This window comes from Bacteroides cellulolyticus (assembly GCF_025567135.1).
Taxonomy (GTDB): Bacteria; Bacteroidota; Bacteroidia; order Bacteroidales; family Bacteroidaceae; genus Phocaeicola; species Phocaeicola cellulolyticus.
In genome coordinates, this window is the sequence record NZ_JAOQJJ010000017.1 from 38,256 (window position 1) to 63,791 (window position 25,536).

The window sequence follows — 25,536 nt, forward strand, 5'->3', positions numbered from 1 at the left end:
ATAAATTAGCGTACAAAAGTAATAATAAAACGGGGAATACGGTATTTTTTTGTACTTTTACATGAAATTTCATTATTAATTCACACTATATGGATAAACTTTTTCTACTCGATGCCTACGCATTAATCTACCGTGCATATTACGCATTAATCAAAAGTCCCAGAATAAACTCGAAAGGTTTCAACACATCGGCTATCCTGGGTTTTGTAAATACACTTGAAGATGTATTGAAAAAAGAATCGCCTACCCATATCGGTGTAGCTTTCGACCCATCAGGTCCGACATTCAGACACGAAGCATACAAGGAATACAAAGCACAGAGAGAAGAAACTCCTGAAGCAATACGATTGTCAGTTCCTATTATAAAGGATATAATCAGAGCTTACAAGATTCCTATACTGGAAGTTCCGGGATACGAAGCTGACGACGTTATCGGCACACTTGCCACCGAGGCCGGCAAAAGAGGTATCACAACTTATATGATGACTCCCGACAAAGACTACGGTCAGCTGGTAAGCGAGAACGTATTCATGTACAGACCTAAGTATGGCGACAAGGAATTCGACATAATGGGTATCGAAGAAGTAAAAGCAAAATTCAATATAGAATCTACCAGTCAGGTAATCGATATGCTTGGACTTATGGGTGACTCGTCAGACAATATACCGGGTTGTCCTGGCGTTGGCGAGAAAACCGCCCAGAAACTTATCTCGGAATTCGGAAGCATAGAAAACCTGCTTGAACATACAGACCAGTTGAAAGGGGCAATAAAGACAAAGGTAGAATCGAATGTCGAAAAGATAAAATTCTCTAAGTTCCTCGCCACTATAAAAACTGACGTTCCTATCGAACTTGACATGGATTCGCTGAAACGTGAAACTCCGGATGAGGAAAAACTCAGAAGCATTTTCGAGGAGCTGGAATTCCGTACCCTATTGGAAAGGGTATTCAAATCCGACAAAAAGCCGGCAGCAAAACAGGCACCCGAAAAACAGGCACTCCAAGGCGATCTCTTTGGATTTTTTGCCGACGACAATACGGAAGAACAGAAAAATTCAAGTCTCAAAAGGCTTGAAGACACCGATTATGACTATCAACTCATTGATACAGAGGATAAAATAAACGATTTTTTAAGAATAATCCTTACAAAGGAAATTATCAGTCTAGATACAGAGACTACAGGCACCAACGCAATGAGCGCAGAACTGGTAGGAATGAGCTTCAGTTACAAAGAAAACCAGGCTTTTTATGTTCCTGTTCCGCAAGACAGGGAAGAAGCTCAAAAAATAGTCGATAAGTTCAAACCTGTATTCGAAAATGAAAAATCCATAAAGGTAGGACAGAACATAAAATATGATATGATTGTCCTTGGCAACTATGGAGTCAGCATTAAAGGACAGATGTTCGACACAATGATTGCTCATTACGTGTTGCAGCCGGAACTGCATCATGGCATGGACTACCTGGCTGAAGTATATCTTAAATATGACACCATAAAGATAGAAGAGCTGATAGGTGCAAAAGGAAAGAACCAACGGAACATGCGCGACCTCTCCCCTACCGATATATATAAATATGCATGCGAGGATGCAGACGTAACGCTCAAACTTAAAAACATTCTTGAAAAGGAACTTGAGACTAACGGTGTGAAAGAACTGTTTGAAGAAATAGAGATGCCACTTGTTCCTGTGCTTGCATACATCGAAAGAAACGGAGTGAGAATTGATACCGAAGCCCTGAAAGAAACTTCCAGACATTTCACCATAAGAATGCGCGAAATAGAAGAAGAAATCTACAAGCTAGCAGGAATGGAATTCAATGTATCTTCCCCTAAACAGGTAGGCGAAGTTCTTTTCGACAGACTTAAGATTGTAGAAAAAGCCAAGAAAACCAAGACAGGACAATACGTAACATCGGAAGAGGTTCTGGAAAGCCTGAAAGGCAAACATCAGATAGTAGAAAAAATTCTTGACTACAGAGGATTGAAAAAACTGCTCAGTACATATATAGATGCACTGCCTGAACTTATCAACCCGAAGACAGGAAGGATACATACATCTTTCAACCAAACAGTAACTGCTACAGGCCGATTAAGCTCAAGCAATCCTAACCTGCAGAACATTCCTGTCAGAGACGATGACGGAAAAGAAATCAGAAAAGCATTTATCCCAGATGACGGATGCGAATTCTTTTCTGCCGACTATTCTCAGATAGAGCTTAGAATAATGGCACACCTGAGTGAAGACGACAATATGATTGAAGCATTCAGAGAGGAGCAGGATATTCATGCGGCAACCGCAGCCAAAATATATAAGATAAATATAGACGAAGTGACCAGAGAGCAAAGAAGCAAGGCTAAGACTGCGAACTTCGGAATTATATACGGTATTTCTGTCTTCGGGCTTGCGGAACGTCTGAATGTAGATCGCAAAGAAGCCAAGGAACTTATTGACGGATATTTCGAAAACTATCCGAAAGTAAAAGCCTATATGGACGAAAGCATACGTTCTGCAAGGGACAAAGGTTACATTGAGACAATTTTCAAGCGCAAAAGATATCTTCCTGACATAAACTCAAGAAATGCCGTTGTTAGAGGGTATGCCGAACGAAATGCAATTAACGCCCCTATTCAGGGTAGTGCAGCCGATATTATCAAAGTAGCCATGATAAGAATATACAAACGCTTCATGGACGAAGGCATCAAGTCTAAAATGATACTACAGGTACACGACGAACTCAATTTCAGCGTGTTGAGAGAAGAAAAGGAAAAAGTGCAGCAAATTGTGATATCCGAAATGGAGGCTGCTTACAAAATGAAAGTACCTTTGCTTGCAGACTGTGGTTGGGGTCAAAATTGGCTCGAAGCGCACTAATTCATCTAAATTGTAAACAGAAGTTAAATAACTAACATTTTGCTAATTTATAGCTATTTTTTAGGGATAAACTATACAACATATCAAAATAACATCTATATTTGCACCGCAATCAAGAACAAAATGTAAGTTAAACCTAAAACAATAAAAATATGAAAGCTATGAATTTTATCAAAACCTTGTTAGTAATTGTAACAGTTTTTATCGCTAATGCTACTATTTCAGCTGCGAAGTTGAATAACAACCTGATTTACAACGCAGAAGAAGTTGACGGAGTGAAAGTTGCAGAAACAGTCTATAAGATGGATAACAATCTGCTAACTAAATACATGAAGTACAACTATAAATATGATGAAAATAACCAGATGACTGAAAATTTGTCACAGAAATGGAATGCTGAAAGCAACAGTTGGGTAAACGACTTGAAAATCTGTTATACTTATGACAACAAGAGCGTTACAACAGAATACTACAAATGGAACAGCAAGAAGGGTACATTCATCCTTATTCCTGAAATGACAGTTACAATGGATAAATAAAAAACAAGCAGATAAAATCAGTAAACATAAATCTCTCTAAATTTTAGGAGGTATCTTTGGAAGATACCTCCTTTTTTTGCTATATGACTACCATTCTTTGGTTATATTATTAGAAATAAGTACCTTTGCGGAGTTTTAGATCTAAAAATAAAAAACTTAAATATATTTATGGCTCTACAATGTGGTATTGTCGGCCTACCTAACGTAGGCAAATCGACACTTTTCAATTGCTTATCTAATGCAAAGGCTCAGGCAGCCAATTTCCCATTCTGTACAATCGAACCTAACGTAGGTGTAATCACTGTACCTGACGAACGTCTTAACAAACTGGCAGAACTTATAAATCCTAACCGAATCGTTCCTACAACAGTAGAAATCGTCGATATCGCCGGTCTGGTGAAAGGAGCGAGCAAGGGCGAAGGTCTTGGTAACAAATTCCTTGCAAATATCCGCGAAACAGATGCAATCATCCACGTTTTGCGTTGCTTCGACGATGATAACGTCACTCACGTTGACGGAAGCGTTGACCCTGTACGCGACAAGGAGATTATCGATACCGAACTTCAGTTGAAAGACCTTGAAACTATTGAAAGCCGCATACAGAAAGTGCAGAAACAGGCACAGACAGGTGGCGACAAGGTTGCAAAACAGACATACGAGGTACTTGTACAGTACAAGGAAGCCCTTGAACAGGGAAAATCGGCACGTACAGTACAGTTCGAGACAAAAGACGAACAGAAGATAGCAAGAGAACTGTTCCTCATCACCAGCAAACCTGTACTTTATGTATGCAATGTGGATGAAGCAAGTGCTGTAAACGGAAACAAATACGTTGAACAGGTTCGCGAAGCCGTAAAAGACGAAAATGCTGAAATCCTTATCGTTGCAGCCAAGACAGAAGCAGACATTGCCGAACTTGAAACATACGAAGACCGCCAGATGTTCCTTCAGGAAGTAGGTCTGGAAGAATCAGGCGTTACACGACTCATCAAGGCTGCCTACAAGCTGCTTGACCTTGAGACATTCATAACAGCCGGAGTACAGGAAGTAAGAGCATGGACATACCGCAAAGGCTGGAAGGCTCCACAATGTGCCGGTGTTATCCACACTGACTTCGAAAAAGGCTTTATCCGTGCCGAAGTAATCAAATACGACGATTACATCAAATACGGTTCTGAAGCAGCTGTAAAAGAAGCAGGCAAGATGAATGTCGAAGGAAAGGACTATATAGTTCAGGACGGCGACATCATGCACTTCAGATTCAATGTATAATCTCAATTATATATGCAAAAGAAATATCTAATCATAGGAACCGGCGGCGTTGGGGGCAGCATCGCCGGTTTTTTGGCATTAAACGGTGAGGACGTCACCTGCATAGCACGCGGCGCACACATAGAGGCAATCCGAAGCAAAGGACTGCACCTGAAATCCGATCTTAAAGGAGAACACTTTCTGAACGTAAAGGCCTGTACATCCGAAGAATACAACGACAAGGCCGACGTTATTTTCGTATGCGTGAAAGGATATTCCATCGATTCCATAAAAGATGTACTCGAGCGCGCTTCCACACCCGACACACTGGTTATTCCGATACTTAACGTCTATGGCACAGGCCCTAGAATAGGCCGTCTCGCACCATCAGTGAAAGTACTCGACGGATGTATCTACATAGTAGGTTTCGTATCCGGCGAAGGCGAAATAACCCAGATGGGAACAATTTTTCGCCTAGTATTCGGCGCACGTCCGGAGCAGGGTGTTTCCCATGAAAGACTGGAAGAAATAGCCGATACGCTGCGCAAATGCGGTATTAAGGTAGATGTGTCCGACGATATAAACCGTGATACATTCATCAAATGGGCATTCATTTCTGCCATGGCCTGTACAGGAGCATATCACGATGTGCCGATGGGCGAAGTGCAGCACGAAGGCGAAGTGCGCGACACCTTTAAAGGCCTGTCAACCGAAAGTGCTGAGATAGGCCGTCGCCTGGGAATAGTATTCCCTGAAGACCCTGTAGAATATAATCTGAAGGTTATAGACAAGCTCGATCCTCACAGCACGGCATCAATGCAGAAAGATATAGCACGCGGACACCAATCCGAAATACAGGGAATGCTATTCGATATGATAGACCTAGGCGAAAAGCTTGGAGTAAACCTCGATACATATCATAAGGTTGCAAAAAAGTTCATAAAATAAGTATAGGTAGCTCCTATCTTATGAACATCATCGCCACACCTGCTGTTATTTAATACAAAACGACACTAAGAATGAAAGACAGAGAAAAGAGAGTACTGGTAGGCATGAGCGGCGGAATAGACAGTTCTGCCACATGCATCATGCTTCAGGAAAAAGGATATGAAGTAGTGGGCGTAACCATGCGCACATGGGACATAGCGTCGCAGTTCACCACCCCCGGTCAGGAAGAGCCTAACTTTGTGCTCGAAGCAAAAGCACTGGCAGAAAGACTGGGTATAGAACACCATGTGGCAGACGTGCGCGAGGAATTCAGGCAGGTGATAGTGAAGTATTTCATCGATGAATACATGCGTGGGCGCACCCCTAACCCATGCGTTATGTGCAACCCGCTTTTCAAGGAAAGGATATTGTGCGAATGGGCTGACAAGACCGATTGTGCCTACATAGCAACAGGTCATTACTGCCGTATGGAGGAAAGAAACGGCAACAAATATATACTCACAGGCGATGACAGTACAAAAGACCAGTCATATTTCCTTTGGAAACTCCCTCAGGAGATACTCCGCAGAATGATTTTCCCGCTAGGTGGAATGACTAAGGTAGAGGTAAGGGAATACCTTGCATCGAAAGGCTTCGAAGCCAAGGCCAAGGGAGGGGAAAGCATGGAAATATGCTTTATCGACAAGGACTACAGAGACTTCCTGAAAGAGCATTGTCCCGACATTGACGAGAAGATAGGTCCGGGATGGTTTGTTGACAGCAAGGGTCTGAAATTAGGTCAGCACAAGGGTTTTGCCTATTACACAATAGGACAGCGCAAAGGCCTAGAAATAGCACTGGGAAAACCTGCCTACGTACTGAAAATAAACCCTGCAAAGAATACTGTAATGCTGGGCGACGCAGAGCAGCTAAAGACTGAATACATGCTGGTGGAAGACATCAATGCTGCCGATATAAATGAGATTCTTACGTGCACCGAACTATCGGTAAGAATACGCTACAGAAGCAAGCCTATTCCATGCACCGCTACCCTATTGGACGACGGACGCATGATGGTGCATTTCAGCGTCGAGGCATCGGCCATCACACCGGGACAGTCTGCCGTGTTCTACGACGGCAACCGCGTTCTGGGAGGCGGTTTCATTGCCTTCCAGAACGAAGTGAAGAAGATTGTCAGCGGTATGACGCAGCAAACTCTTTAGAAACAGAATTATGTACACTGCGGCACACTTCAGCGCTGAAGTCAATGCCGCAGCGTATTATCTTGTCCCAATCGCTTTCAGAAAGACCGGACAAATCATCTTTCCCGATATTGTTCTTTATAAGCCCATATACCACTCCGGCATTGAAGTTATCGCCAGCACCTACGGTACTCACAGTTTCAACAGGTTCAATTCCGTATGCCTTCCTGAAATTACCAGTATAAAGATGTATATCCTTGTCGGCATCAGTACAGATAAAGTTCCTGCAATAGAAACCAACGTTATTCTTATAAACCTTATCCGGATCATTTATTTTGAACAAGTTCTGGAAGTCCTCAGTAGAGCCGCGCAGAATATCCGCATACTCAAAGTTCTCAAGCACTGTAGGCATAAGCTTAATAGCCTCCGACAGATGATTGCTTCTGAAATTCACGTCATAATATATTATGGCGCCATTATCCTTGGCCTTGTCCATTACTTCCTTAATCTTGTCACGAAGCAAAGGCGATATAGCATAATACGAACCTATCATCAGTATATCGTCCTTACCTATTTCCGGCATCGTTACATCCAGCCTCAACTTAGGATAATCCTTATAGAAAATATATTCCGCATCGTTCCTTTCATTCAGGAAAGCCAGAGATACGGGCGATTTCCCGTCTGGAAAAACATTCACACTGTCAGTTTTCACACCGTTTTCACGCATATTCTCAAGGATAATCTGTCCTACCCTGTCGTTACCTGTCTCGCTGATGAACGTTACGTCCATGCCCATTCTTCCCAACGACACAATACCGTTATACACCGAACCTCCCGGCACAGCTGCCTGTGGCTGTCCGTCTCTGAAAAGTATATCTAGTATCGTCTCTCCTATACCTATAATCTTTCGCATCTTTTTTAGTTTACAAGTTAAATAGTTACTAGTTGACTAGAGACTAGTTGACGAAGTCCCCTAGTATCTTATTTTATCAATTCCACAAGTTCTTCGAACGAATTTGCCACCTTATAAAAGTTCTTCAGCGGCGAGTGCGCAAAGTGCCGCCTCTCCAGTCCGTCAAGGAATGCAATGACTCCGTCCCAGAATCCGTTTATATTGTAGAAAATCACTTGCTTTCTGTGGTATCCTATAGTAGCCGATGCCATTACGCTGAACACCTCGTCCAATGTTCCAACTCCTCCGGGCAATGCTATCGATACTTCCGATTCGCGCAACATCACGTCTTTCCTTTCACTCAGATTGTCAGTACGGAAAACCACGTCGCAAAGGTCACTGGTCTTCCCGCGTTCCTCCACTATAGTAGGCACCACTCCCATCACCATAGCTCCGTGTGCCTTGGCTTCGGCGGCAATCTCCTCCATCAGTCCCGAACTTGTACCGCCATAAACCAGAGTCTTGCCGTTATCACCCATCCAGGCACCAAGCTCGCGTGCCTTTTCGGCATAGATATTATCAATGTCCTGCGATGCAGAACAGAATACTGCTATATGTTCCATTTCAGATGAATTTTATTTACAAATATGGAGATAAAAAACGACACTTTTCGCATGCCCGATACATTTTTTTTAAACGTGCGTCCATTTCACCTTAAACGTGCGTCCATTTTACCTTAAACGTGCGTCCATTTTACCTTAAACGTGCCCACGTTTTTTTATAACAAAAACCTTTCTTAAATTTGCACCATACAATAACTTAAAAATGAACACAATATCTACATATACACTTGCTAACGGACTTAGGATAATACACTGTCCTAGCCCAACCGACGTAGTCTATTGCGGATACGCCATAAACGCCGGCACACGCGATGAAAAAGACAACGAACAGGGAATAGCTCACTTTGTGGAACATCTCCTGTTCAAGGGCACCACACACCGCCGCGCATGGCACATACTCAACCGTATGGAAAACGTAGGGGGCGACCTCAATGCCTACACCAACAAAGAAGAGACAGTTGTCTATAGTGCCTTCCTGCGACAACATTTCTTGCGTGCAGCCGAACTACTGACCGACATCGTATTCCACAGCACATTTCCTGAGAACCAGATAGAGAAAGAAGTGGAAGTCATAATAGACGAAATACAGAGTTACGAAGACAGCCCTGCAGAACTTATATTCGACGATTTCGAGGAACTGATATTTCCCGACCATCCGCTAGGAAGAAATATCCTCGGAAAACCGGAGCTCCTCAGAGGATTCGGGCCGGAAGACGCACTACGCTTTACCGGCAACAGATACAAGACCGGCAACATGGTATTTTTCATCTTGGGAAATATCCCGTTCAGGAAAGTTACAGATACAATAGGGAAGCTTACCCGCGACATCACACCATATACATCTCCCGTAGGCGGACGTACCTCTCCCCTGCATTACGTTCCACGCGACCTCATTCTGAGCCGAGACACCCATCAATCGCACGTCATGATAGGCACAAGAGCCTACGATGCACATAACAACAGGCGGACAGGCCTCTATCTGCTTAACAATATACTTGGCGGTCCGGGCATGAACAGCCGTCTGAATGTAGTACTCAGGGAGAAAAACGCCCTTGTATATAACGTAGAATCGAACCTCACATCATACACCGACACCGGAGTGTTCAGCATATACTTCGGCTGCGATCAGGAAGACAGAGACCGCTGTATAGAGCTGACAAGGAAGGAACTCAAAAAAATGAGAGACAATCTGATGAAAGAGAGCCAACTCTCGACCGCCAAGAAGCAGATTATAGGACAGCTGGGAGTGGCATCAGACAATTTTGAGAACTGTGCCCTCGACATGGGAAAATGCTTCCTTCACTATAACCGCTACGAAGAAAAAGAAGAAGTCTATAAGCGAATAGAAAGTATCACTTCGAAGGAACTTCTCGAAATATCCAATGAAATATTCAGCGAAGAACGCCTATCTACGCTGATTTATGAATAAAAAATATCACTTTAAATTACAAACCACCCAAAATCACGGTTTTCGGTGGTTTTTTCTTGTTAATAAATCATTAATTTTCGCACCGGAAAAACACACACCAAAAAAGTTTTTACCACATAGTCGCAAATTTTTACACAATAGTACACAGATACGACCGGATAGTAACAAATCGTCAAAAGTGCGTTTGTAAAAGAGTAAAGTAAAAACTAATTTTGGAGTAATTTAACAAAGGGAAAACAAAGCGAAATCAAAGATTTATGGGTGAGGTTAACAAAGTACGCAAGGCGAAAGATTCGGAAAAAATAAAGAATCTTGTAGATCAATGGGTCAGAAATAAAGAATACCTTATGCACGACATAGGAGTAGAGAAACTGGGTAAAGTATTGGGGATAAACCGTACTTATATATCAAACTATATCAACGATACTTATCAGACAAACTTCAATACATGGATTCACAAGATGAGGATTGCCGAAGCACAACGACTTATCATGGAAAATCCTCAAACAGCACTCGGACAGATAGCTTCAATGACAGGCTATACTGATCAGGCACACTTCTGTAAGCAATTCAGAGTCGTTACTGGTACATCTCCTACAAAATGGAGAAAGGAAAACGCTGACAATTAGACTATTTTAATATTATAAAACAATGAAAACAAGAAGTTCCAGGCCCACGGATGCAATAAAATGCCTCGTGGGATATGCTGCATGTCTCATTTTACCGTCATGTATATTACTTTCATCATGCAAGAAAGACAACGGAACACCTGAAATCCCTGCCACAGAAGTGAGTGGACTGCAGGAAATCACCGTAAGCCTGCCCGACGAAGATATAAGCCGTACCTCATACATAGAAAACGGAGACCGCATCAGAATGTCGTGGGAAGCTACGGACTATATATACCTTATTCCAAAGCATGCCACAGGCGCATCGGATGAGAACATTTATAAATACGTTTATGACGACACTCCCGGATTCATCGTTGGCAAATTCAAACTTGCTCCTGAAGAGAACGGAAAGGGATTGCCAGAAGGAGAATTCTATGCATTCTACGGCGTGGAAGACTTCTCATTCGACAACGGACTGCTCTATACACTGAAAGCCACAGACGGTCTAACACAGGAAAGCGGAAAAGATTACAGCTACCTGTCAACGGCCAATGCCATGAAAACAGAATCGTACTGCGACGGAACAGAAACTGACGGAATAGGCTTCAACACCATTATGGCAATGCTTACACTTGACCTGAACGCACCAGTCAAGATAGACAACGTACGCCTAAGTTCTATGGGCGGAAACGACATCATCGTGTCGCAGACTTATCGTGCCGACGGTTCGGTAGTTGAAGGCTCTGCAGTAAAAGCAGAATCCATAGAACTTAATCAGGGCGAAGAATCTGGTACAACAGTAGTGGCACGTTTCCTACTTCCGCCACAGAATCTCACCAACACCCATCTTCAGATTTGCATAAACGATATATATAAGAGTGATCCAATATCCGGACTGGATTTCACAAACGGCAACAACTATTACAAGCTCGAAACCATAGATGACGCCTTCCAGGGTGACGGATCGGAAAACAATCCGTGGATTATCACTACCCCACAGGAACTGAAAGCTCTGTCGGATATGGGTGAGGCACAAACCCATAGCAAACATATCGCCTTAGGAAGTGATATAGACATGTCCGGAATTGATTTCAACCCTATTGAGACATACGACATAGTATTAGACGGCAAGGGACATACCATCTCAAATCTCACCATCGACAAGACCGGCGAAAAGACACCTGCAGGTCTGTTCGGCGAGATTTCCAACAGTACGATAAAGAATCTTACACTGGAAAACTTCGTCATCCGCAGTGCAGCACGGAGCGGATGCCTGGCAGGCAGTATGATAAAAATGGTAGAAGTGTCCGGCATTACGATAAAAGGCACGAACGAAGTGACTGTAAGTACCGTAGGAGGCATTGAATCATACGATGTAGAAGCAGGAGGTATGGCAGGCTATGCAGACAGCTACATTATCGTGGAAGACATCACCGTTGAGCCAGGCACCACAGTAACCTCAGTAGGCGACTTTTATAACGAACGATACATGGCAGGTGGTGTAATCGGATATTTCGTTGGCGGAAACTTCTCCGGCAATATATCATCCGGTGCCGCAGTAAACGGCTGTGGAGCCGGTGGAATATCAGGTAGCGTAAATATCGGAACAGGAAATCGTCTTTATGACGAAGGAACAGTATTCACCAACTCAGGCGACATCACAGGCTACGAAGCAGGAGGACTGTTTTCGAGATATTATCTTGGAGACAACGAAAATCCTACGTGTACATTCAACAACAGCGGAAACGTGACAGGTGAAATAGTTGCCGGCGGATATATCGGACGAGGAATAATAGAACTTTCCACATTCATTTCAGGAACTTGCACCGGAAATGTCATAGCTACTACCGAAACCTCCGAAGTGGTGTCAGTAGGATGGAAATTCGGTTCAATAGAAGGTTCTTTTGAAGAAACTCAGGAAGCCAACAAGGGATATACCGGTACACCCGTAGTGGAAGGCAACAGCAACGGCGGTAAAGTATATGTAAACGGATTCCTCAAAAACGGAGCACACACAGGAGGCTACGACAAAGTGGAATGGAAATAAATCTGTAAAACCGACATAAAATGAAAGCAAGAATATCAGTATCTATATATTCCGCACTTGCAATGTGCGGAATACTCTTTACACAGTCATGCACAAAGGACGAGGTAAAGAATGAAACAGCCGGAGTTAAAAGCGGACTACAGGAAATCATGGTGTCAATGCCTCAGGAAGGAGCTGAATCAAGAATTTCCTTAAACGATGATGGGACCAAAATTACAGCGTCATGGAATGAAAAGGACATTATATACCTTGTTCCTAAATCCGCAACCAGTGCAGATGCAGAAAACATCTACGAATACGTCTGCAACGAAGGCAATACAAATACTGCCCTATTCACACTGTCCGAAAGCGAAAACGGTATAGGACTTCCAGAAGGTGAATTCTACGCTTTCTACGGAGTAAAAGAAATTGGCTACGATAATGGTATTACATATACTCTGGAAAGTCCGATGGAGACAACATCAACAGGCAACAACGACATATCTTCGCTGAATGAGCATCATGCTATGATGGCAGAATCGGAATATCACAACAATACACTCTCAAGCATCGTATTCAAATCATTGATGACAATCATACAGGTCAAAGCTGATGTATCGGAATATACCATCCCAACAACCATGACTCTTACCTCAGACATACCTCTTGGATTTAACTCCAAACAGACATTCGAAGCCTCAACAGGATATGCTGTAGGTGGAACAGATACTTCCAAAGAGCTCAAAGTAAACTTTACACAAGCACCTAGCGGTACAATCACATACGGATATTTCATGCTAATGCCTCAGGACCTGACAAACAGAACACTGCAGGTTACCCTTAATGGCATATATAAATCGGAGCCATTACAAGGCACAAACTTCCGCCAAGGAATTGCGTATTCCAAAGAGTTATCACTTCAATATGCATTCGGAAGTGAAGGGACAGAGCAAGATCCATGGATAATCAATACTCCGGAAGAATTCCTTGCTCTCAGCAATATGTCAATATACGAGATTAAAGGCAAACATATTAATCTTGATTCTGATATAGATATGAGCGGTATAGAAAATTTTCGACCCATTGGCGCCAATATATTCAATGATTATCTTGAAATATATTTCGACGGCAAAGAACATACTATATCAAACCTTAATATCAATAATCTCAACACAGATAATACAGGACTTTTTGATAATCTGTATGTGGGAAACATCAAAAACCTCACTCTGCAAAGTATAAACATAAACAGTAATTCAAGATATGTAGGTCTGTTAGTAGGTCAAACAGTTAAAGGTGGTGAGATTAGCAATATCAAAATACAAAACGGACATATTAATGTAGATTTTAATACCAACAATCCTTTCAACGATGAAAGCAATATAGGTGGTATAGCCGGCATGGCTGACTGTATTATTAAAGACATAACTATTGATGGTAACTCAAAATTTACATTAATCCCGGGAGAATTTCACGGACAAATGGGAGGAATTATTGGAATAGGAAATAATGCAACACTTGAAGGAAATATAACAAACAACGCAACACTTGAAGGTTTATCAGTGGGCGGTATAGTAGGTTATATTCAATCAGAATGCAGTTCAAGTACTTCTACAGTACTTACCAATAGAGGTAATATAACAGCACAAGAATACGCAGGAGGTATAATAGCCATGTGGGGAAGTGACCAGGGAAAATTCAATGCAACTATGCACAATTATGGCAATATAACAGTTAATCAAACAAATAACTATTCTAATATACGTGCAGGAGGACTTATTGGTTTTTCAGACATAAATCTTAACAATATAAATATGAATGGGACTTCCAGCGGTAATATCACAGTTAACGCAACTGGCAATAATACGGTCTATGCAGGATGGAAAGTGGGATACTCATACATGCCGTCAACCATAGACGCCAATACCGGATACACAGGCTCACCTACCATATCAGCCACATCCAACGGTGGTGAATGCTACATTAACGGCCATCTGCAAAACGGTGCAACCTCCGACGGATACGATAAAGAAGAATGGAATTAATATTTATTATTTTACAAAATATAAAATCAGCAATTATAGAAAATACCTTTTAACTATATATATACATTTCCAAGCATCAAAAAGCATCGTATATATAACGTAAAATTTACACTTTAACACCATAAAACCTAAAATTATTATTTATTGCAACAAAAACATGTTATGAAACATCAACCAATAAATATTTACATTTAGACAAACAATTTGTATTATAATTTAATAATTTTGGGAAACACGATGATAAAAAGCGAGAAAGACCAAAAACAATAAAAAAATTAATTTAAGATACAAAGTTCCCCCGCGACTTTGCCTATTATTAGAAACGAACTTAAAGATAAAACTTTAAACTAATAACCTTATTAATTAACCTAAAAAAGGAAACAGTATGAGAAAATGGACTTATCTCGTGGCTGCTCTACTCATGAGCGGAACAGCTGCAACTTTCACAAGCTGTATTGACAACGAAGAACCTGCGGGCATCGAAGCTATGCGTACGGCTAAGGCGGATTTTTATTCAGCACAAGCAAGATTAAAAGCTGCTGAAGCTGCATGGAAAGAATATGATGCTTTGATCCAAGAGCAAAAAGTAAAGCAGGAAGAAATTGCCACTAAGATGGCTGAACTTAACCTTGCTAAAGCTGAAGCACAGAATGCAAGTGATATTGAAGCAATTAACATGAAACTGGATGAATTAAAAGCCAGCCATGATGTTCTTATGCAAGAATATCAAACTTCTTTAAAAAATGCTCAGGCAGAATACCAGACAGCCTTACGTGACTTTAACCTGATTGTGGCTCGTCTAAATAGTGATTATACAAAAGAATACGCACGTATTCTTGGTAATATCACGGCAAACCGTACTCAGTATAATAAACTTGCCGCAGATTTAATTGATGCACAATATCTGCTCAATCAGTATTCCGAAAGGACTTTGGATACTACCGCAGTAGAAGCTGCTTTACAGCGCAATAAAGAAGATGCGCAAAAGACATTAGATAATCTGTTAAACCAGAAAAAATGGCTTGAAGAGATTAATGGAGCAGATAATAGCGCAAGAGTTGAACTTGCAAACAATCTTAATCAGGAAATACGTAAAGAGGTAGAAGAATACAATAAAAACGTAAAAGAGCGTCAGTTGCAGAAAGATAAACTTGCTGAAGCACAACAGGCGACATTGGATAAACAAAATGCTTTACTTGCAGACTTCTTACCTAAATTCCGTGAAACAAAATCAGAAACATATGCTATAAATGCAATTATCCAAAATGAATTTATTAGTAGCAAAAGATTAGAGAATGAAAGTTTCGTAAAGAAAACGGAATTAACATCATACCTAAATGGAAATGTAGAAGATTATTATACTTTAGCAAATGGTAATTATGAACTGAAAGTTGAAGATACTGATGTTACTACAACACCTCCAAATGCAAATAATAACACTGCATCAACTATGGTTACTGAAACTGCAACATTAATGACTATTGCACAAAGTAAATTTACTTCTATCAATACACCACAATTGGAGGCTAATGCTGATGCACAATTACCGGGAAAACAGGCTTATATGAATGAGCTTGCTAGTACTTACACTACAAAACTCGGTGAATATAATACTGCAAAAGCTACTTACCTCACTGCACGCACAAACTTTATGATTGATGCAACTGCCAATTGGTATGATAAGGCAGATAAAGCCATTGATGACTATAATGCATTGCAAACAGATGAAAAAACTGATGCTGTGAAAGAAGCTTTGGTTACTACACTGAAGACATACGCTCCTATACGTAAAGCATACGATGGATTTGTTTACACTACAGGTACTGGTACTACAGCAGTTGAGGTTTACACTACATTGACAAAAGATAACGTGGAAGCAAATATGTCATTAGTATTGGGTAATGACCCAAGTGCCTTCACAGCTACAGAGAACTCTGCAAAAGGCGCATTCGAAAAGATCAGCACCGATTTGTTTGGTATGGTTACATTGGTAGCTCCTGTAAGCGTAGAAACAGAGTATCAATATGATTCATCTGCAAGTCATAGCGGCTTGTTCGGAGATTATTTCGATGCTTATGCAGAAGTTCAGGAAATTCTTGAAGCTAAAGCTTGGAAGGCATTATACGAAGAAATCAGACAGGACAATGTGGCTTATACAGCTGAAGCAGTAACTTATAGTATGTCTGGAACTACTGTACTAGAAAATGCTGAATATGTCGCACTGAAAAAGGCAGAAATGGATATTGAAAATGAAATTGCAAAATTGGAAGATTTGGTAGGCAATAATCCAGGTGTAGTTACTGTAGAGGTAGCAAATGATGATAATCTTTTATCAACAATCAATTTGAAGGTTGAAGGCGCCCCAACTAACAGCATAGGAGGATCATTAGGAACTTATATCCACTCATTAAATGCTTACTATGGTGAAGTTGCAGCAAACAATAATGACTTTACCGATGAACTGGATGCTTTGAAAAATGCCATTGAATTAGCTGAAGCAGATCTATTTACAGCTAAGAACGAATGGGATGAATATAAAGCAGGTGCTTGGGAAATGTCAACTGCATCAGGTAGCATAACAATAGGTAATGAAGCTTCTATATATGCGACAGTTACTGTAACAGATAATACTAACCCCAATAGCATAGAATATACTATTACATATTATTATCCAGACGGAACAATATGGTACACCAATACTATTTATTCAGACGATCCAGACTTTGATACAAACTTCAATGATTTTATTCAAGATGGTGCTTCTATAACAGTAACTAGCACTAATTATTTGAAAGTCGCTATTGAAGCCTACAAAGCAAAAGTAGAAAACATCAATGCACAAATGGCTGATTTGGATGCTCAGCTTCTAATCTTGCAGAAAGAACTTGCTGCATTTGTTGAAGTTCTTAACGAAGTTTACCCGGAAGCAGTAACCGAATAACTAACTAAAAACTTAAAAGAATGATTAAGAAACTATGCATATTATTTTTATCTGCTCTTGCTATTGTGCCTTCTATGGCACAATACGGGAACAGTAAAGATGATGCGTCGTTCAGGCCTAAGAAAGGGGATTGGCAGGTAAACCTCAATATGGGGGCAGGACAGTTCTTCAACGAACTTAACGGAATGAATTACTTGCTGCCAACATACCTTAACGGATCCCCCTATAATACAAATGTACCAGATTTGGGATTATCAGGTGGTAATACCGTTAATCAATCGAAAGATTTAGGTATCGCCCTCGACTTAGGAGCCGCATTCAATGATAATAGCATCGTAAATATTGCAAGCATACAGGGTGCATATTTCCTTACAGACAGAATTCAGCTTAACGCTTTCTTCTCTTTGGACATGAACGTCACTCCAAAGAAAGACTATATGGAAAGTGCATACTATGAAAAGAATGACCCTCTTAATCTTCCTGGATATAAATACATGGAAGGAAGAGTGTCAAGCAAATGGATGCTTGGTGTAGGCGGTAACTATTATTTCCCTACAAGGAATGAACGCATCAATCTTTATGCCGGCGGTATGGTTGGCTTCCAGATGGGAAGAGTGGAAACAGTTACACCATACTCAGGTGAGATGATTGAAGATAACGTGACTGACGACGAAGGTCAGGAAGACGGTGAACAGTTAGAAGGTGAATCAGGCAAAGAACCTATAGAGCTTTTCAGGCCTACCAACAAGGCTGGTACTGTATGGGCTATCAGAGGAGCACTGGTGACAGGTATCGAATACAGCATCATGAAAGGTATGATACTAGGTTTCGAAGTGCAGCCTGCAGCTTACAACTACACCGTACTGAGAATCCAGCCGCAAGGCATGGCTTCGTACAACGCCGCTCATCACAATATCAGAGTATTAGCTTGTCCTTCATTGAAAATTGGTTTCAGATTCTAAGAACCTGTAGATAAGGATATAAATCAGAAGAGGGTGTCCTTAACATGAAAAGGTACACCCTCTTTTTTAACTAAAAAGATGAAACGTATGAGGAAATTGATATACACCTTCGGAATGATTGTCGCAATGGCAATGACCGCATGCAGTAACCCCAGGGAAGCTGTAATAGACGGAGAAATGACTGCCGAAGGATGGAACGGAAAAAACATCGAGCTGATAAACAGCGTGACAAATGAAGTAATTTCACAAACCAGAATAGAAGACAACGAATTCGAGTTCAGACTCGTTCCTGACACTCCGTTCATAGCTACACTGAAAATACAGTCGGAAGACATGGATATCCCGTACATATTGCCCGTAGCTGTAGAAATGGGAAGAATAACCGTCAAGGCCGGAATGGAAACCCTCACGACAGGAACTCCGCTAAATACAAGGCTGCAGCAGTTCATGGTCAGGAAAAGCGATTTGGCTCTGCCCGATACTCTTTCGCTTGAAGAATACAAAAAAGAATTCAGGGCTTTCATCGAACAGGAAATAGAAAATAACAAGGACTGTCCGGCACTGGTCGGATTTATAAAAAAGGCATATCTCAGGTAGTGTTACTCCGGATATAAGCCCTTAAATATAACCGGAATAAGACATGAATATTCTTATTGAATAATGCCGAGAAAAGTCCAAACTCACTCTCCGAATTAAGAGGATGCGTAAAATACGTGTCCTCTTTTTTCGTTACCAGATATATAACAAGTCAAAACCTAAGAATATACACATCAAGATCTTTAAAAGCGTTGCATTGTTCCAGATAGTTACGCGTTGTATCGAAGTCATCCCCCTGAATATTGGTACCGAATTGTCTTGCAGATTGGAATAAAAACATCCTAAAGTTGTTCTTAATCCAAGAAAAAGTGTACTTTGCGAGTGTAATAATCTTGAATATGTGAAATATTAACAATACAATAAAGACGAATACGTGAATTATGAAAAGGAAGATATACGATAAACTGTTGGAATGGAAGAAGAAGCATAAGGGTAATACTGCCCTTTTGATAGAGGGAGCCAGACGTATAGGGAAAAGCTATATCGTTGAAGAGTTCGCGCGCAAAGAATATGCGTCTTACGTTCTGGATTTTTCCCATAGAGGTAAAGTCCGGCCAACGCCATACGCTGAAGTCATTGAGGAAGTGCATCGTCAAGTATAGCTCCCGGTTATCCACACCTTACGTGCTTCACGACAAGGATGTGAAAACAGAAGACGGCATTGTGTATCTGCCTTTATATATGACACCGTTGCTTTGAATGAAATGGGAAAACAGACATTCTGAAAGAACTTCCACGTCTTATCAGACTGAGAATGGTTTGAAACGTTTATATTGGTCTCCTTATTTGCTATTTTAGTGATGATATATCTTTCGTTTATATTCTGACTAATTACTACACATCACACATTTATAGTCACAATCAAGGGAAAGATATTTATTTGGATTATCTTTGAAAAATGTGTGATTCTGCACATTTTATGTTCGATAAATGTGAGAAAGACCACCAAAACCTAATATTGTTATGGACATTAAAAGAGATATAATGGACAATTCGCTTAAATGGAAACTACGTCTGAAGCGAAAACCACTTATCATTCAGGGAGCGCGTCAGACAGGTAAGACATGTATCATGCAAAAGCCGGTTTCGTTCCGGCTTTTTTGAAATACAATCGTGTCTTCAACTGTTAACCTTGCTTTTATGCTACCGAAACAGAACACAATTCACGTCCTACAGAACGTATTGTTTCAAAAATGTCTTCCATCCGTTCCTTGGAAGGCTTTTTTGTTCCACTGATATACTGAGCAAATAAACTCTGTGATATACCCAGTCGGCGGGCAATAGCGGAAGCATTTAACTCCGGATGGGCTATAAATACATCATATAAAGGATTGGAAGGTTTTTCTATAAAGAATCCTTCAAAGCTCAAATCCTCGTCTATCTCTTCCCAATGGATACCATCATCACTTAATGTGAAATTGTTACGTTGTTCCGGTGTGGCAAATTTCAGTCTTGGAAACTCTGCAAATTGCTCGCAAGCCTCTTTGCCATCTGTCGTGCGTATCCACACTGCTGTATCAGTCAGCCAAACTTTTTCTACTACAATGTTTCCCATAACTTTATTATTTTGCTTTGTTAAAAAACTTATTCCAATATTCGGCTATTATTTCCTGGTTTTCTTCTATTACAGATTCTACAAGTTTTATTTCAGACGATTTCAAACCATTATTCTTTACCAATGTTACAGGGAATAATGTAAATTTTGCACTTACATTCCCCTTGATTACATGAACATGAATAGGGTCATGGTCATTTGCATAAAACATAAATCTAAAACCAAATAAAATAAATATTGTAGGCATAACTCATTTTTTATTACTTCACAAATATAGGTAATTATTTTATTACCCACAATGCGTAAGTAAAAAAATAATGATACAATCACGGTTCTTTCATTTAAAAACAATCTCTATAAGCTTGTCGGTTTTGTCGGGGGACATCCTCTGTATTGACGGATAACTTCCGTACCCAAACTGTCGGACAAAGATGATATGTAAAAAAGACCGTGTATCTTTCACTTATGGAGATTGGGAAAGTAAGACAATTCGGTACCAATATTCAGGGGGGATGGGTAGCTTTTGATAGAATTTAAGTCTGAAATCGTATGGATAATAAAAAAAGCCGGAACGAATCCGGCTATATTCATTTTATTATTTTGTTGCACTCCTCAATCTGTTTTCCGTCTAGTTTGCTTTTATATGAGTTGAATATATATTTGCCTACTGTGGAATTTCCGTTTTTAAGAACCTGCTGCACAATGAAAGTGGCGAATTCTGATTTTACCGAGTCTGCCGATAGTGATTTTCCGTACATGCCGTCAATGAACTTGTCTTTTTCCATCAGAAAATTCATCATTCTATCGTTCTCTTCTGTATCTGCTACATATACCATGTCGCCCATTTCTACAGTGATGTCGCCTTTTTCAAGCACTACAGGCAGTGTGACAGGGAACATGTCGCTGTCGTTTTCATGTACCACCAGCTCCATGACTTTCGTAGCGTCATGTTTGCCTTCGAATGTGAATTTGCAGTCTTTAACTGTGGCACTGTCGCATTTGTGCCCTGCAGCATCCACCATATAGACTGTTCTTTCGTCGTATTTCGGGTTTGTTATTTTACCGTTAATTCTATATCCTTCGGTAGCTGTCTGTCCGCAGGATATTAATAGAAACGCGAATGCGCTTGTGCCTAAAAGTTTGAAACTTTTCATATTATAGTTGTTAGGTTTAAAAAAGCACTCCGCAGCTTCGTGTGGAGTGCTTTAATAATCAGGTTAGAATTTCTATTTGGACTTTTCTCGGGTTTAGAATCTGAATCCAATCTTCAAGTTCGGAGTAGCAAAGAACCCGATGCTGTGATGACCTGCCTGATATACAGCAGAACCCTTAGGGCAAATCTGGATGCAGTCATAGCGATATGAAATAGGCTGCACTTCGAAGCCAAGAATCAAACCCTCGGCGATGCTGTATTCTATACCTGCCACTGCACCTACCCGCAGACCGAAAATCTGTCCGGCGCGTGAGTTTGGAGTATAGAGCTGCACGCTTTCGTAGTTCAAATCTTCATCAGTTTCTTCACTCATATCTTCGTCTATTACGGTTTCACCGGTGTATGGATATGATGTCTGTATTCTTCCCATCTGCCATCCCAAAACACCACCCGCATATAGGTTGATGCGCTCGTTCTTTGTATTGAAATAATAATTAGATCCTAACTGTACAGTCCAGGCATTTTGTATTCTGCCTTCGATATACTTATAATCCTGTATTGGGAACTCTGGAACGCTATGGTCTCCTTCAATATAATCTCTTGATGGAGTGGCGTTAATGTTCATACTGAACATTGCGTTTACGTCCCAACGGTCAGTCAGGAAATATTTTCCCTGAATACCAATAAGGTTCATCAGTGTATTACTATTCAAATCACCCAAATTAAGGTAATATCCGGGGTCACCGGATTGGAAATCTGTTCCGGGCAGTCCTACAGGATTGTTAAAATTATTTTCTTTATTCCAGTAAGTTGGTAACAGATATTCCATATCCTGATCGAACATCTGGTTGTTACCAATTACTGCAGAAACCTGCCATTGACCTTTCTTTGGGGCAAACGACGCATCACTGCTGCTGTATTGTTGCGCCATTCCTGGCGCAACTGTACATACAGACAGAAGTAATATGCATAGTTTCTTTATCATACTTGTTAGTTTAAGAGTTTAATTTATTCGGTAGCAGTTCCGTTAATTCCGGCTAATAGAATTTCCTTCTTCTTGTCTGCTGCTGTCTTCAATGCTTCCAATGCTTCAATTGCAATATTCTTTGCTTCAATCTGCTTATCAAGATTGTGTATATCAGCATCTTTCACAGGAGTGTAATCACCAGCGTCAATAGCTGTGTTATAGTTTGTGTAGAATTGTATCCACTTATCGATTCCAGCAATTGTACCTTCGGTATAAGTTCCATCTGACTTAACTCCACCATCTATATCGATAATTAAATCCTCTATACCTGCAAATGCTTCTTCCCAATCATCTTTACTAGTAGTACTTCCAGTTCCAGTGAGATCTACTACTTCGCCGATAATATCCAGCATTCCTTTAATTGTAGTCAGCTGAACATCAATTTTTGCTTCTTCTCTCTTCTCTGTTTCTGTAAGTTTGGCAATTTCCAAATTATTAAGTGTAATCTGGTCGTCGATAGCTTTCAGAGCATCATTGTTTTCTTTCTGTATTTTTTCCAATGCAGCCAACAAAGTGTTCCATGCCGGATTGCTTTCAGAATTTACTTCTTCGTAAACGTATGTGGATGCAAACAAGTCGTTAGCCAAACCGTCACCAAGGATTAACCATGTATAATCGCTTGGTTTTGGATACCATGCTTTCACCATTTCAAAACCGTATTGATATAAACTTGTAAGTATCGATTTATATTCAATATTATCCCAATCCTCCTGTGTGTATGGTGCCAATACTGTCATTGGGTCAAGATAACCTTCTTGCCATTCTTGATTAGGATTGTATGTCGGATCTGGATCATAATATAGAGGATTACCCCACAATTTTTCTGCAGAAGCCTGTAATTTACCATAAAGACCATCTTGAGATGTTGACAACCATTCACTTCCTAAAGCTTCATTGTGTGTAACTACAGCAGGTGTACCAGATGTAGTTTGATACAATGTAATAAATTGAGGTAATGCGTCTTCTACCAAATCTTCATCATTCAAAGCTTCCTGATAAGTAACAGTTTTTTGTTCTGTAGCTCCTTGTGGTGTATATGTATATTCAACTTTGAACGCGTCAAGTTCATATCTGCCATCCAGATAATCTGTAATTGAATCAATTACATTAATTGTGTCCTGTGCAGTACGTTCTTTAAGTGTCTTTTCAAGGAAAGCATCAATATCTTTTATTACATTCGTACGACCGTCATAACGGTTTTTAGCTTCGCTATATTTATAATTATACCTATAAGCGTCAGCCTTGGCTTTAAAATCTTCCAACAATCCTGACCAGATTTCTAATTCAGCATCGTAAGCTTTCTGGGCATCGTCCATGTTAGTCTTGGCAACCAGCAAATTCTGCTGCCATGTTGCCTGGTCATTACCTGCCTTCACATAATCCATTACCGCTTTCTGCCAAGTAGTGCTAGGTCCAATGATTTCTTCCAACAATGTTTGCAATTCACTTGGAGAAGTAGAAAGTGTAATTCCATTAGGGAATGTTACATTTCCCTCGTCATCTTTAGATATTTGGGATGCCAGTTCATTTTTTAAGAAATCATCGTTGTAAGTCGCATTATAAAGAATTTCGTAGAAATATTCCTGTATAGCCGCATCAGCTTCAAATTTCACCGGACTTTTAATATTTTTCTGTTCCTTTAAATCTGCTATTTTTTCTTCGAATGGAAGTTTGTCTTCTTTAAGCTTTGTCTGTAATACAGTTTTCTGTTCTTCCAAATCGTCTTTATCTTTTGCATACTGCTCATATTTAGTTTTCCAATCTTCAACAGGAGTACCTTGAAGCTGTTTCAATTCATCGCGGCTTTCTACCAAGGCAGCCTTTTGTCCTTCTAAATATGCTATATAAGCAGAATTCTCAGCTTTTAAAGCTTGTAAAGCTTCTTCATCATCTCTTAGCTCGAACTCTTTTGTCGCTTTTTGATTAAGCAAGTCTGCCAATTCATATTTCGCGTCACTTAATTCGGAAATAAGAGCAGAATAACCTTTCAATGTAATTGTTTCTTCGCCGTCTTCTTTTAATACCGGAATAGTGATTTCTATGGCACTGCTACCTTGACCGATAGTGATTTCTGTATCTTCTAGTTTGTATTTAGGCACGCTATATGAATATTCATCTGAAGTCAAGAAATCATTCAATTCCTGAGCATACACATCTTCCTGCATTGTAGCCAAAGCTATTTGCAGTTCCAGCAAAGCCTTTTGATAAGCATAGTCGGCTTCAGCTGCTTCTTGTTGAGCCAATGCCAAGGTGGCTTTGAATTGCTCGGCACTTAATAGTCTTTGTTGTTCAATCTCTTGCTTTTGCTGTTCTGTCTGTGCTTCTTTTAAAGCTGTATCAAAAGCCGCTTGTTTAGCTTTTTCTTCTTTTATGGCAGCCATTGCATTTTTCAATCTTGCATTAGCCAAAACCTTTTGAGCCTCTGCCAATTCAACCTGTGCTTTTGCTTTCAACAGTTCAGCTTTTGCACCACGTAAATTTTCGATACCCGCAGGTTCGGTAGTGTCAATACAGCTTGTGAAAGTTGCAGCTGTTCCGCTCATGAGTAGAGCAGCCACGAGATAAGTCCATTTTCTCATACTGTTTCCTTTTTTAGGTTAATTAATAAGGTTATTAGTTTAAAGTTTTATCTTTAAGTTCGTTTCTAATAATAGGCAAAGTCGCGGGGGAACTTTAAACAGGAGTACAACAACATGAATTAGAAATTAAAATGGCTTATCATCAATGTAAAGAGTTTTTGATAACAAATCACAAACACATACAAAGCAATACTTTGAAAAACAAAATCTTATAACTAAATTTGCACAAATCAAATATTTTAAATTATGGGAAATTATATCAGATTCGACTGGGCAATGAAACGCCTGCTTAGGGACAAAGCTA

20 protein-coding genes and 1 pseudogene are annotated in these 25,536 nt (G+C 40.3%); 14 read left to right on the forward strand and 7 right to left on the reverse strand.

Going from position 1 to position 25,536, the window contains the following annotated elements; translation table 11 throughout:
- The first annotated feature begins 89 nt into the window (after positions 1-89).
- The 5 genes from polA to mnmA all read left to right on the forward strand — a co-directional run bounded on the left by polA (position 90) and on the right by mnmA (position 6,813).
- A complete protein-coding gene (gene polA, locus OCV82_RS12725; protein ID WP_154044739.1) occupies positions 90-2,873 on the forward strand; it encodes a DNA polymerase I in 2,784 nt (927 codons plus the stop codon).
- Between the two features lie 152 nt (positions 2,874-3,025).
- Complete coding sequence (locus OCV82_RS12730) at positions 3,026-3,412, forward strand: DUF3836 domain-containing protein (protein ID WP_154044740.1); 387 nt, start codon at positions 3,026-3,028, stop codon at positions 3,410-3,412.
- Positions 3,413-3,580: 168 nt separating this feature from the next.
- Positions 3,581-4,684 carry a redox-regulated ATPase YchF gene (ychF, locus tag OCV82_RS12735; protein ID WP_154044741.1) on the forward strand — a complete coding sequence of 368 codons (1,104 nt, stop codon included), beginning with the start codon at positions 3,581-3,583 and terminating at the stop codon, positions 4,682-4,684.
- Positions 4,685-4,696: 12 nt separating this feature from the next.
- Entirely contained in the window at positions 4,697-5,611 is a 915-nt protein-coding gene (locus OCV82_RS12740) for a ketopantoate reductase family protein (protein WP_154044742.1), read from the forward strand.
- Positions 5,612-5,682: 71 nt separating this feature from the next.
- Positions 5,683-6,813, forward strand: coding sequence for a tRNA 2-thiouridine(34) synthase MnmA (mnmA, locus tag OCV82_RS12745; RefSeq protein ID WP_154044743.1), 1,131 nt, complete (start codon positions 5,683-5,685; stop codon positions 6,811-6,813).
- Here mnmA and OCV82_RS12750 read toward each other — a convergent pair.
- Both OCV82_RS12750 and OCV82_RS12755 read right to left on the reverse strand, forming a co-directional pair.
- Positions 6,785-7,705 carry a carbohydrate kinase family protein gene (locus OCV82_RS12750; protein ID WP_154044744.1) on the reverse strand — a complete coding sequence of 307 codons (921 nt, stop codon included), beginning with the start codon at positions 7,703-7,705 and terminating at the stop codon, positions 6,785-6,787. The genes mnmA and OCV82_RS12750 overlap by 29 nt on opposite strands.
- A gap of 68 nt (positions 7,706-7,773) precedes the next feature.
- The gene (locus tag OCV82_RS12755; protein WP_154044745.1) at positions 7,774-8,307 is read right to left on the reverse strand and encodes an LOG family protein; all 534 of its coding nucleotides are present in this window, start codon (positions 8,305-8,307) and stop codon (positions 7,774-7,776) included.
- Between the two features lie 202 nt (positions 8,308-8,509).
- Between OCV82_RS12755 and OCV82_RS12760 the strand changes: the two genes are divergently transcribed.
- The 9 genes and pseudogenes from OCV82_RS12760 (at position 8,510) to OCV82_RS12800 (ending at position 20,022) form a co-directional block, all read left to right on the forward strand.
- A complete protein-coding gene (locus tag OCV82_RS12760; RefSeq protein ID WP_154044746.1) occupies positions 8,510-9,736 on the forward strand; it encodes a M16 family metallopeptidase in 1,227 nt (408 codons plus the stop codon).
- A 257-nt stretch (positions 9,737-9,993) separates the two neighbouring features.
- Positions 9,994-10,365: a helix-turn-helix domain-containing protein gene (locus tag OCV82_RS12765; RefSeq protein WP_154044747.1), complete on the forward strand. Its 372-nt coding sequence runs from the start codon at positions 9,994-9,996 to the stop codon at positions 10,363-10,365.
- A 22-nt stretch (positions 10,366-10,387) separates the two neighbouring features.
- Positions 10,388-12,394: a M26 family metallopeptidase gene (locus OCV82_RS12770; RefSeq protein ID WP_154044748.1), complete on the forward strand. Its 2,007-nt coding sequence runs from the start codon at positions 10,388-10,390 to the stop codon at positions 12,392-12,394.
- A gap of 20 nt (positions 12,395-12,414) precedes the next feature.
- The gene (locus OCV82_RS12775) at positions 12,415-14,418 is read left to right on the forward strand and encodes a fimbrillin family protein (protein WP_154044749.1); all 2,004 of its coding nucleotides are present in this window, start codon (positions 12,415-12,417) and stop codon (positions 14,416-14,418) included.
- Positions 14,419-14,824: 406 nt separating this feature from the next.
- On the forward strand, positions 14,825-17,359 hold the full coding sequence (locus OCV82_RS12780) for a coiled-coil domain-containing protein (RefSeq protein WP_154044750.1): 2,535 nt from the start codon (positions 14,825-14,827) through the stop codon (positions 17,357-17,359).
- Positions 17,360-17,379: 20 nt separating this feature from the next.
- Positions 17,380-18,321 (forward strand): BT1926 family outer membrane beta-barrel protein, encoded by a 942-nt coding sequence (locus OCV82_RS12785; RefSeq protein WP_154044751.1) that lies wholly within the window; start codon positions 17,380-17,382, stop codon positions 18,319-18,321.
- An 87-nt stretch (positions 18,322-18,408) separates the two neighbouring features.
- The gene (locus OCV82_RS12790) at positions 18,409-18,918 is read left to right on the forward strand and encodes a DUF4369 domain-containing protein (RefSeq protein WP_154044752.1); all 510 of its coding nucleotides are present in this window, start codon (positions 18,409-18,411) and stop codon (positions 18,916-18,918) included.
- Between the two features lie 380 nt (positions 18,919-19,298).
- A pseudogene (locus OCV82_RS12795) lies at positions 19,299-19,454 on the forward strand (ATP-binding protein); the annotation flags it as partial.
- Between the two features lie 427 nt (positions 19,455-19,881).
- Complete coding sequence (locus OCV82_RS12800; RefSeq protein WP_262543683.1) at positions 19,882-20,022, forward strand: hypothetical protein; 141 nt, start codon at positions 19,882-19,884, stop codon at positions 20,020-20,022.
- Between the two features lie 34 nt (positions 20,023-20,056).
- On the opposite strand, the gene OCV82_RS12805 is transcribed toward OCV82_RS12800, so the two are convergent.
- From OCV82_RS12805 to OCV82_RS12825, 5 genes are all read right to left on the reverse strand, one after another.
- Positions 20,057-20,473 carry a DUF2442 domain-containing protein gene (locus OCV82_RS12805; RefSeq protein WP_154044753.1) on the reverse strand — a complete coding sequence of 139 codons (417 nt, stop codon included), beginning with the start codon at positions 20,471-20,473 and terminating at the stop codon, positions 20,057-20,059.
- A 7-nt stretch (positions 20,474-20,480) separates the two neighbouring features.
- Positions 20,481-20,720 carry a DUF4160 domain-containing protein gene (locus OCV82_RS12810; RefSeq protein ID WP_154044754.1) on the reverse strand — a complete coding sequence of 80 codons (240 nt, stop codon included), beginning with the start codon at positions 20,718-20,720 and terminating at the stop codon, positions 20,481-20,483.
- 340 nt (positions 20,721-21,060) lie between these two features.
- On the reverse strand, positions 21,061-21,627 hold the full coding sequence (locus OCV82_RS12815; protein WP_154044755.1) for a DUF4369 domain-containing protein: 567 nt from the start codon (positions 21,625-21,627) through the stop codon (positions 21,061-21,063).
- A 93-nt stretch (positions 21,628-21,720) separates the two neighbouring features.
- Complete coding sequence (locus tag OCV82_RS12820; RefSeq protein WP_154044756.1) at positions 21,721-22,611, reverse strand: BT1926 family outer membrane beta-barrel protein; 891 nt, start codon at positions 22,609-22,611, stop codon at positions 21,721-21,723.
- A gap of 23 nt (positions 22,612-22,634) precedes the next feature.
- Entirely contained in the window at positions 22,635-25,232 is a 2,598-nt protein-coding gene (locus OCV82_RS12825; RefSeq protein ID WP_154044757.1) for a hypothetical protein, read from the reverse strand.
- Positions 25,233-25,536 lie beyond the last annotated feature (304 nt).

Coding starts and splice junctions, on each gene's coding strand:
- polA (WP_154044739.1), top strand. CDS start 90: ATGGATAAACTTTTTCTACTCGATGCCTACGCATTAATCTACCGTGCA.
- ychF (WP_154044741.1), top strand. CDS start 3,581: ATGGCTCTACAATGTGGTATTGTCGGCCTACCTAACGTAGGCAAATCG.
- OCV82_RS12730 (WP_154044740.1), top strand. CDS start 3,026: ATGAAAGCTATGAATTTTATCAAAACCTTGTTAGTAATTGTAACAGTT.
- OCV82_RS12825 (WP_154044757.1), bottom strand. CDS start 25,232: ATGAGAAAATGGACTTATCTCGTGGCTGCTCTACTCATGAGCGGAACA.
- OCV82_RS12790 (WP_154044752.1), top strand. CDS start 18,409: ATGAGGAAATTGATATACACCTTCGGAATGATTGTCGCAATGGCAATG.
- OCV82_RS12765 (WP_154044747.1), top strand. CDS start 9,994: ATGGGTGAGGTTAACAAAGTACGCAAGGCGAAAGATTCGGAAAAAATA.
- OCV82_RS12750 (WP_154044744.1), bottom strand. CDS start 7,705: ATGCGAAAGATTATAGGTATAGGAGAGACGATACTAGATATACTTTTC.
- OCV82_RS12740 (WP_154044742.1), top strand. CDS start 4,697: ATGCAAAAGAAATATCTAATCATAGGAACCGGCGGCGTTGGGGGCAGC.
- OCV82_RS12800 (WP_262543683.1), top strand. CDS start 19,882: ATGGACATTAAAAGAGATATAATGGACAATTCGCTTAAATGGAAACTA.
- OCV82_RS12815 (WP_154044755.1), bottom strand. CDS start 21,627: ATGAAAAGTTTCAAACTTTTAGGCACAAGCGCATTCGCGTTTCTATTA.
- OCV82_RS12785 (WP_154044751.1), top strand. CDS start 17,380: ATGATTAAGAAACTATGCATATTATTTTTATCTGCTCTTGCTATTGTG.
- OCV82_RS12805 (WP_154044753.1), bottom strand. CDS start 20,473: ATGGGAAACATTGTAGTAGAAAAAGTTTGGCTGACTGATACAGCAGTG.
- OCV82_RS12770 (WP_154044748.1), top strand. CDS start 10,388: ATGAAAACAAGAAGTTCCAGGCCCACGGATGCAATAAAATGCCTCGTG.
- OCV82_RS12810 (WP_154044754.1), bottom strand. CDS start 20,720: ATGCCTACAATATTTATTTTATTTGGTTTTAGATTTATGTTTTATGCA.
- OCV82_RS12775 (WP_154044749.1), top strand. CDS start 12,415: ATGAAAGCAAGAATATCAGTATCTATATATTCCGCACTTGCAATGTGC.
- OCV82_RS12820 (WP_154044756.1), bottom strand. CDS start 22,611: ATGATAAAGAAACTATGCATATTACTTCTGTCTGTATGTACAGTTGCG.
- mnmA (WP_154044743.1), top strand. CDS start 5,683: ATGAAAGACAGAGAAAAGAGAGTACTGGTAGGCATGAGCGGCGGAATA.
- OCV82_RS12755 (WP_154044745.1), bottom strand. CDS start 8,307: ATGGAACATATAGCAGTATTCTGTTCTGCATCGCAGGACATTGATAAT.
- OCV82_RS12760 (WP_154044746.1), top strand. CDS start 8,510: ATGAACACAATATCTACATATACACTTGCTAACGGACTTAGGATAATA.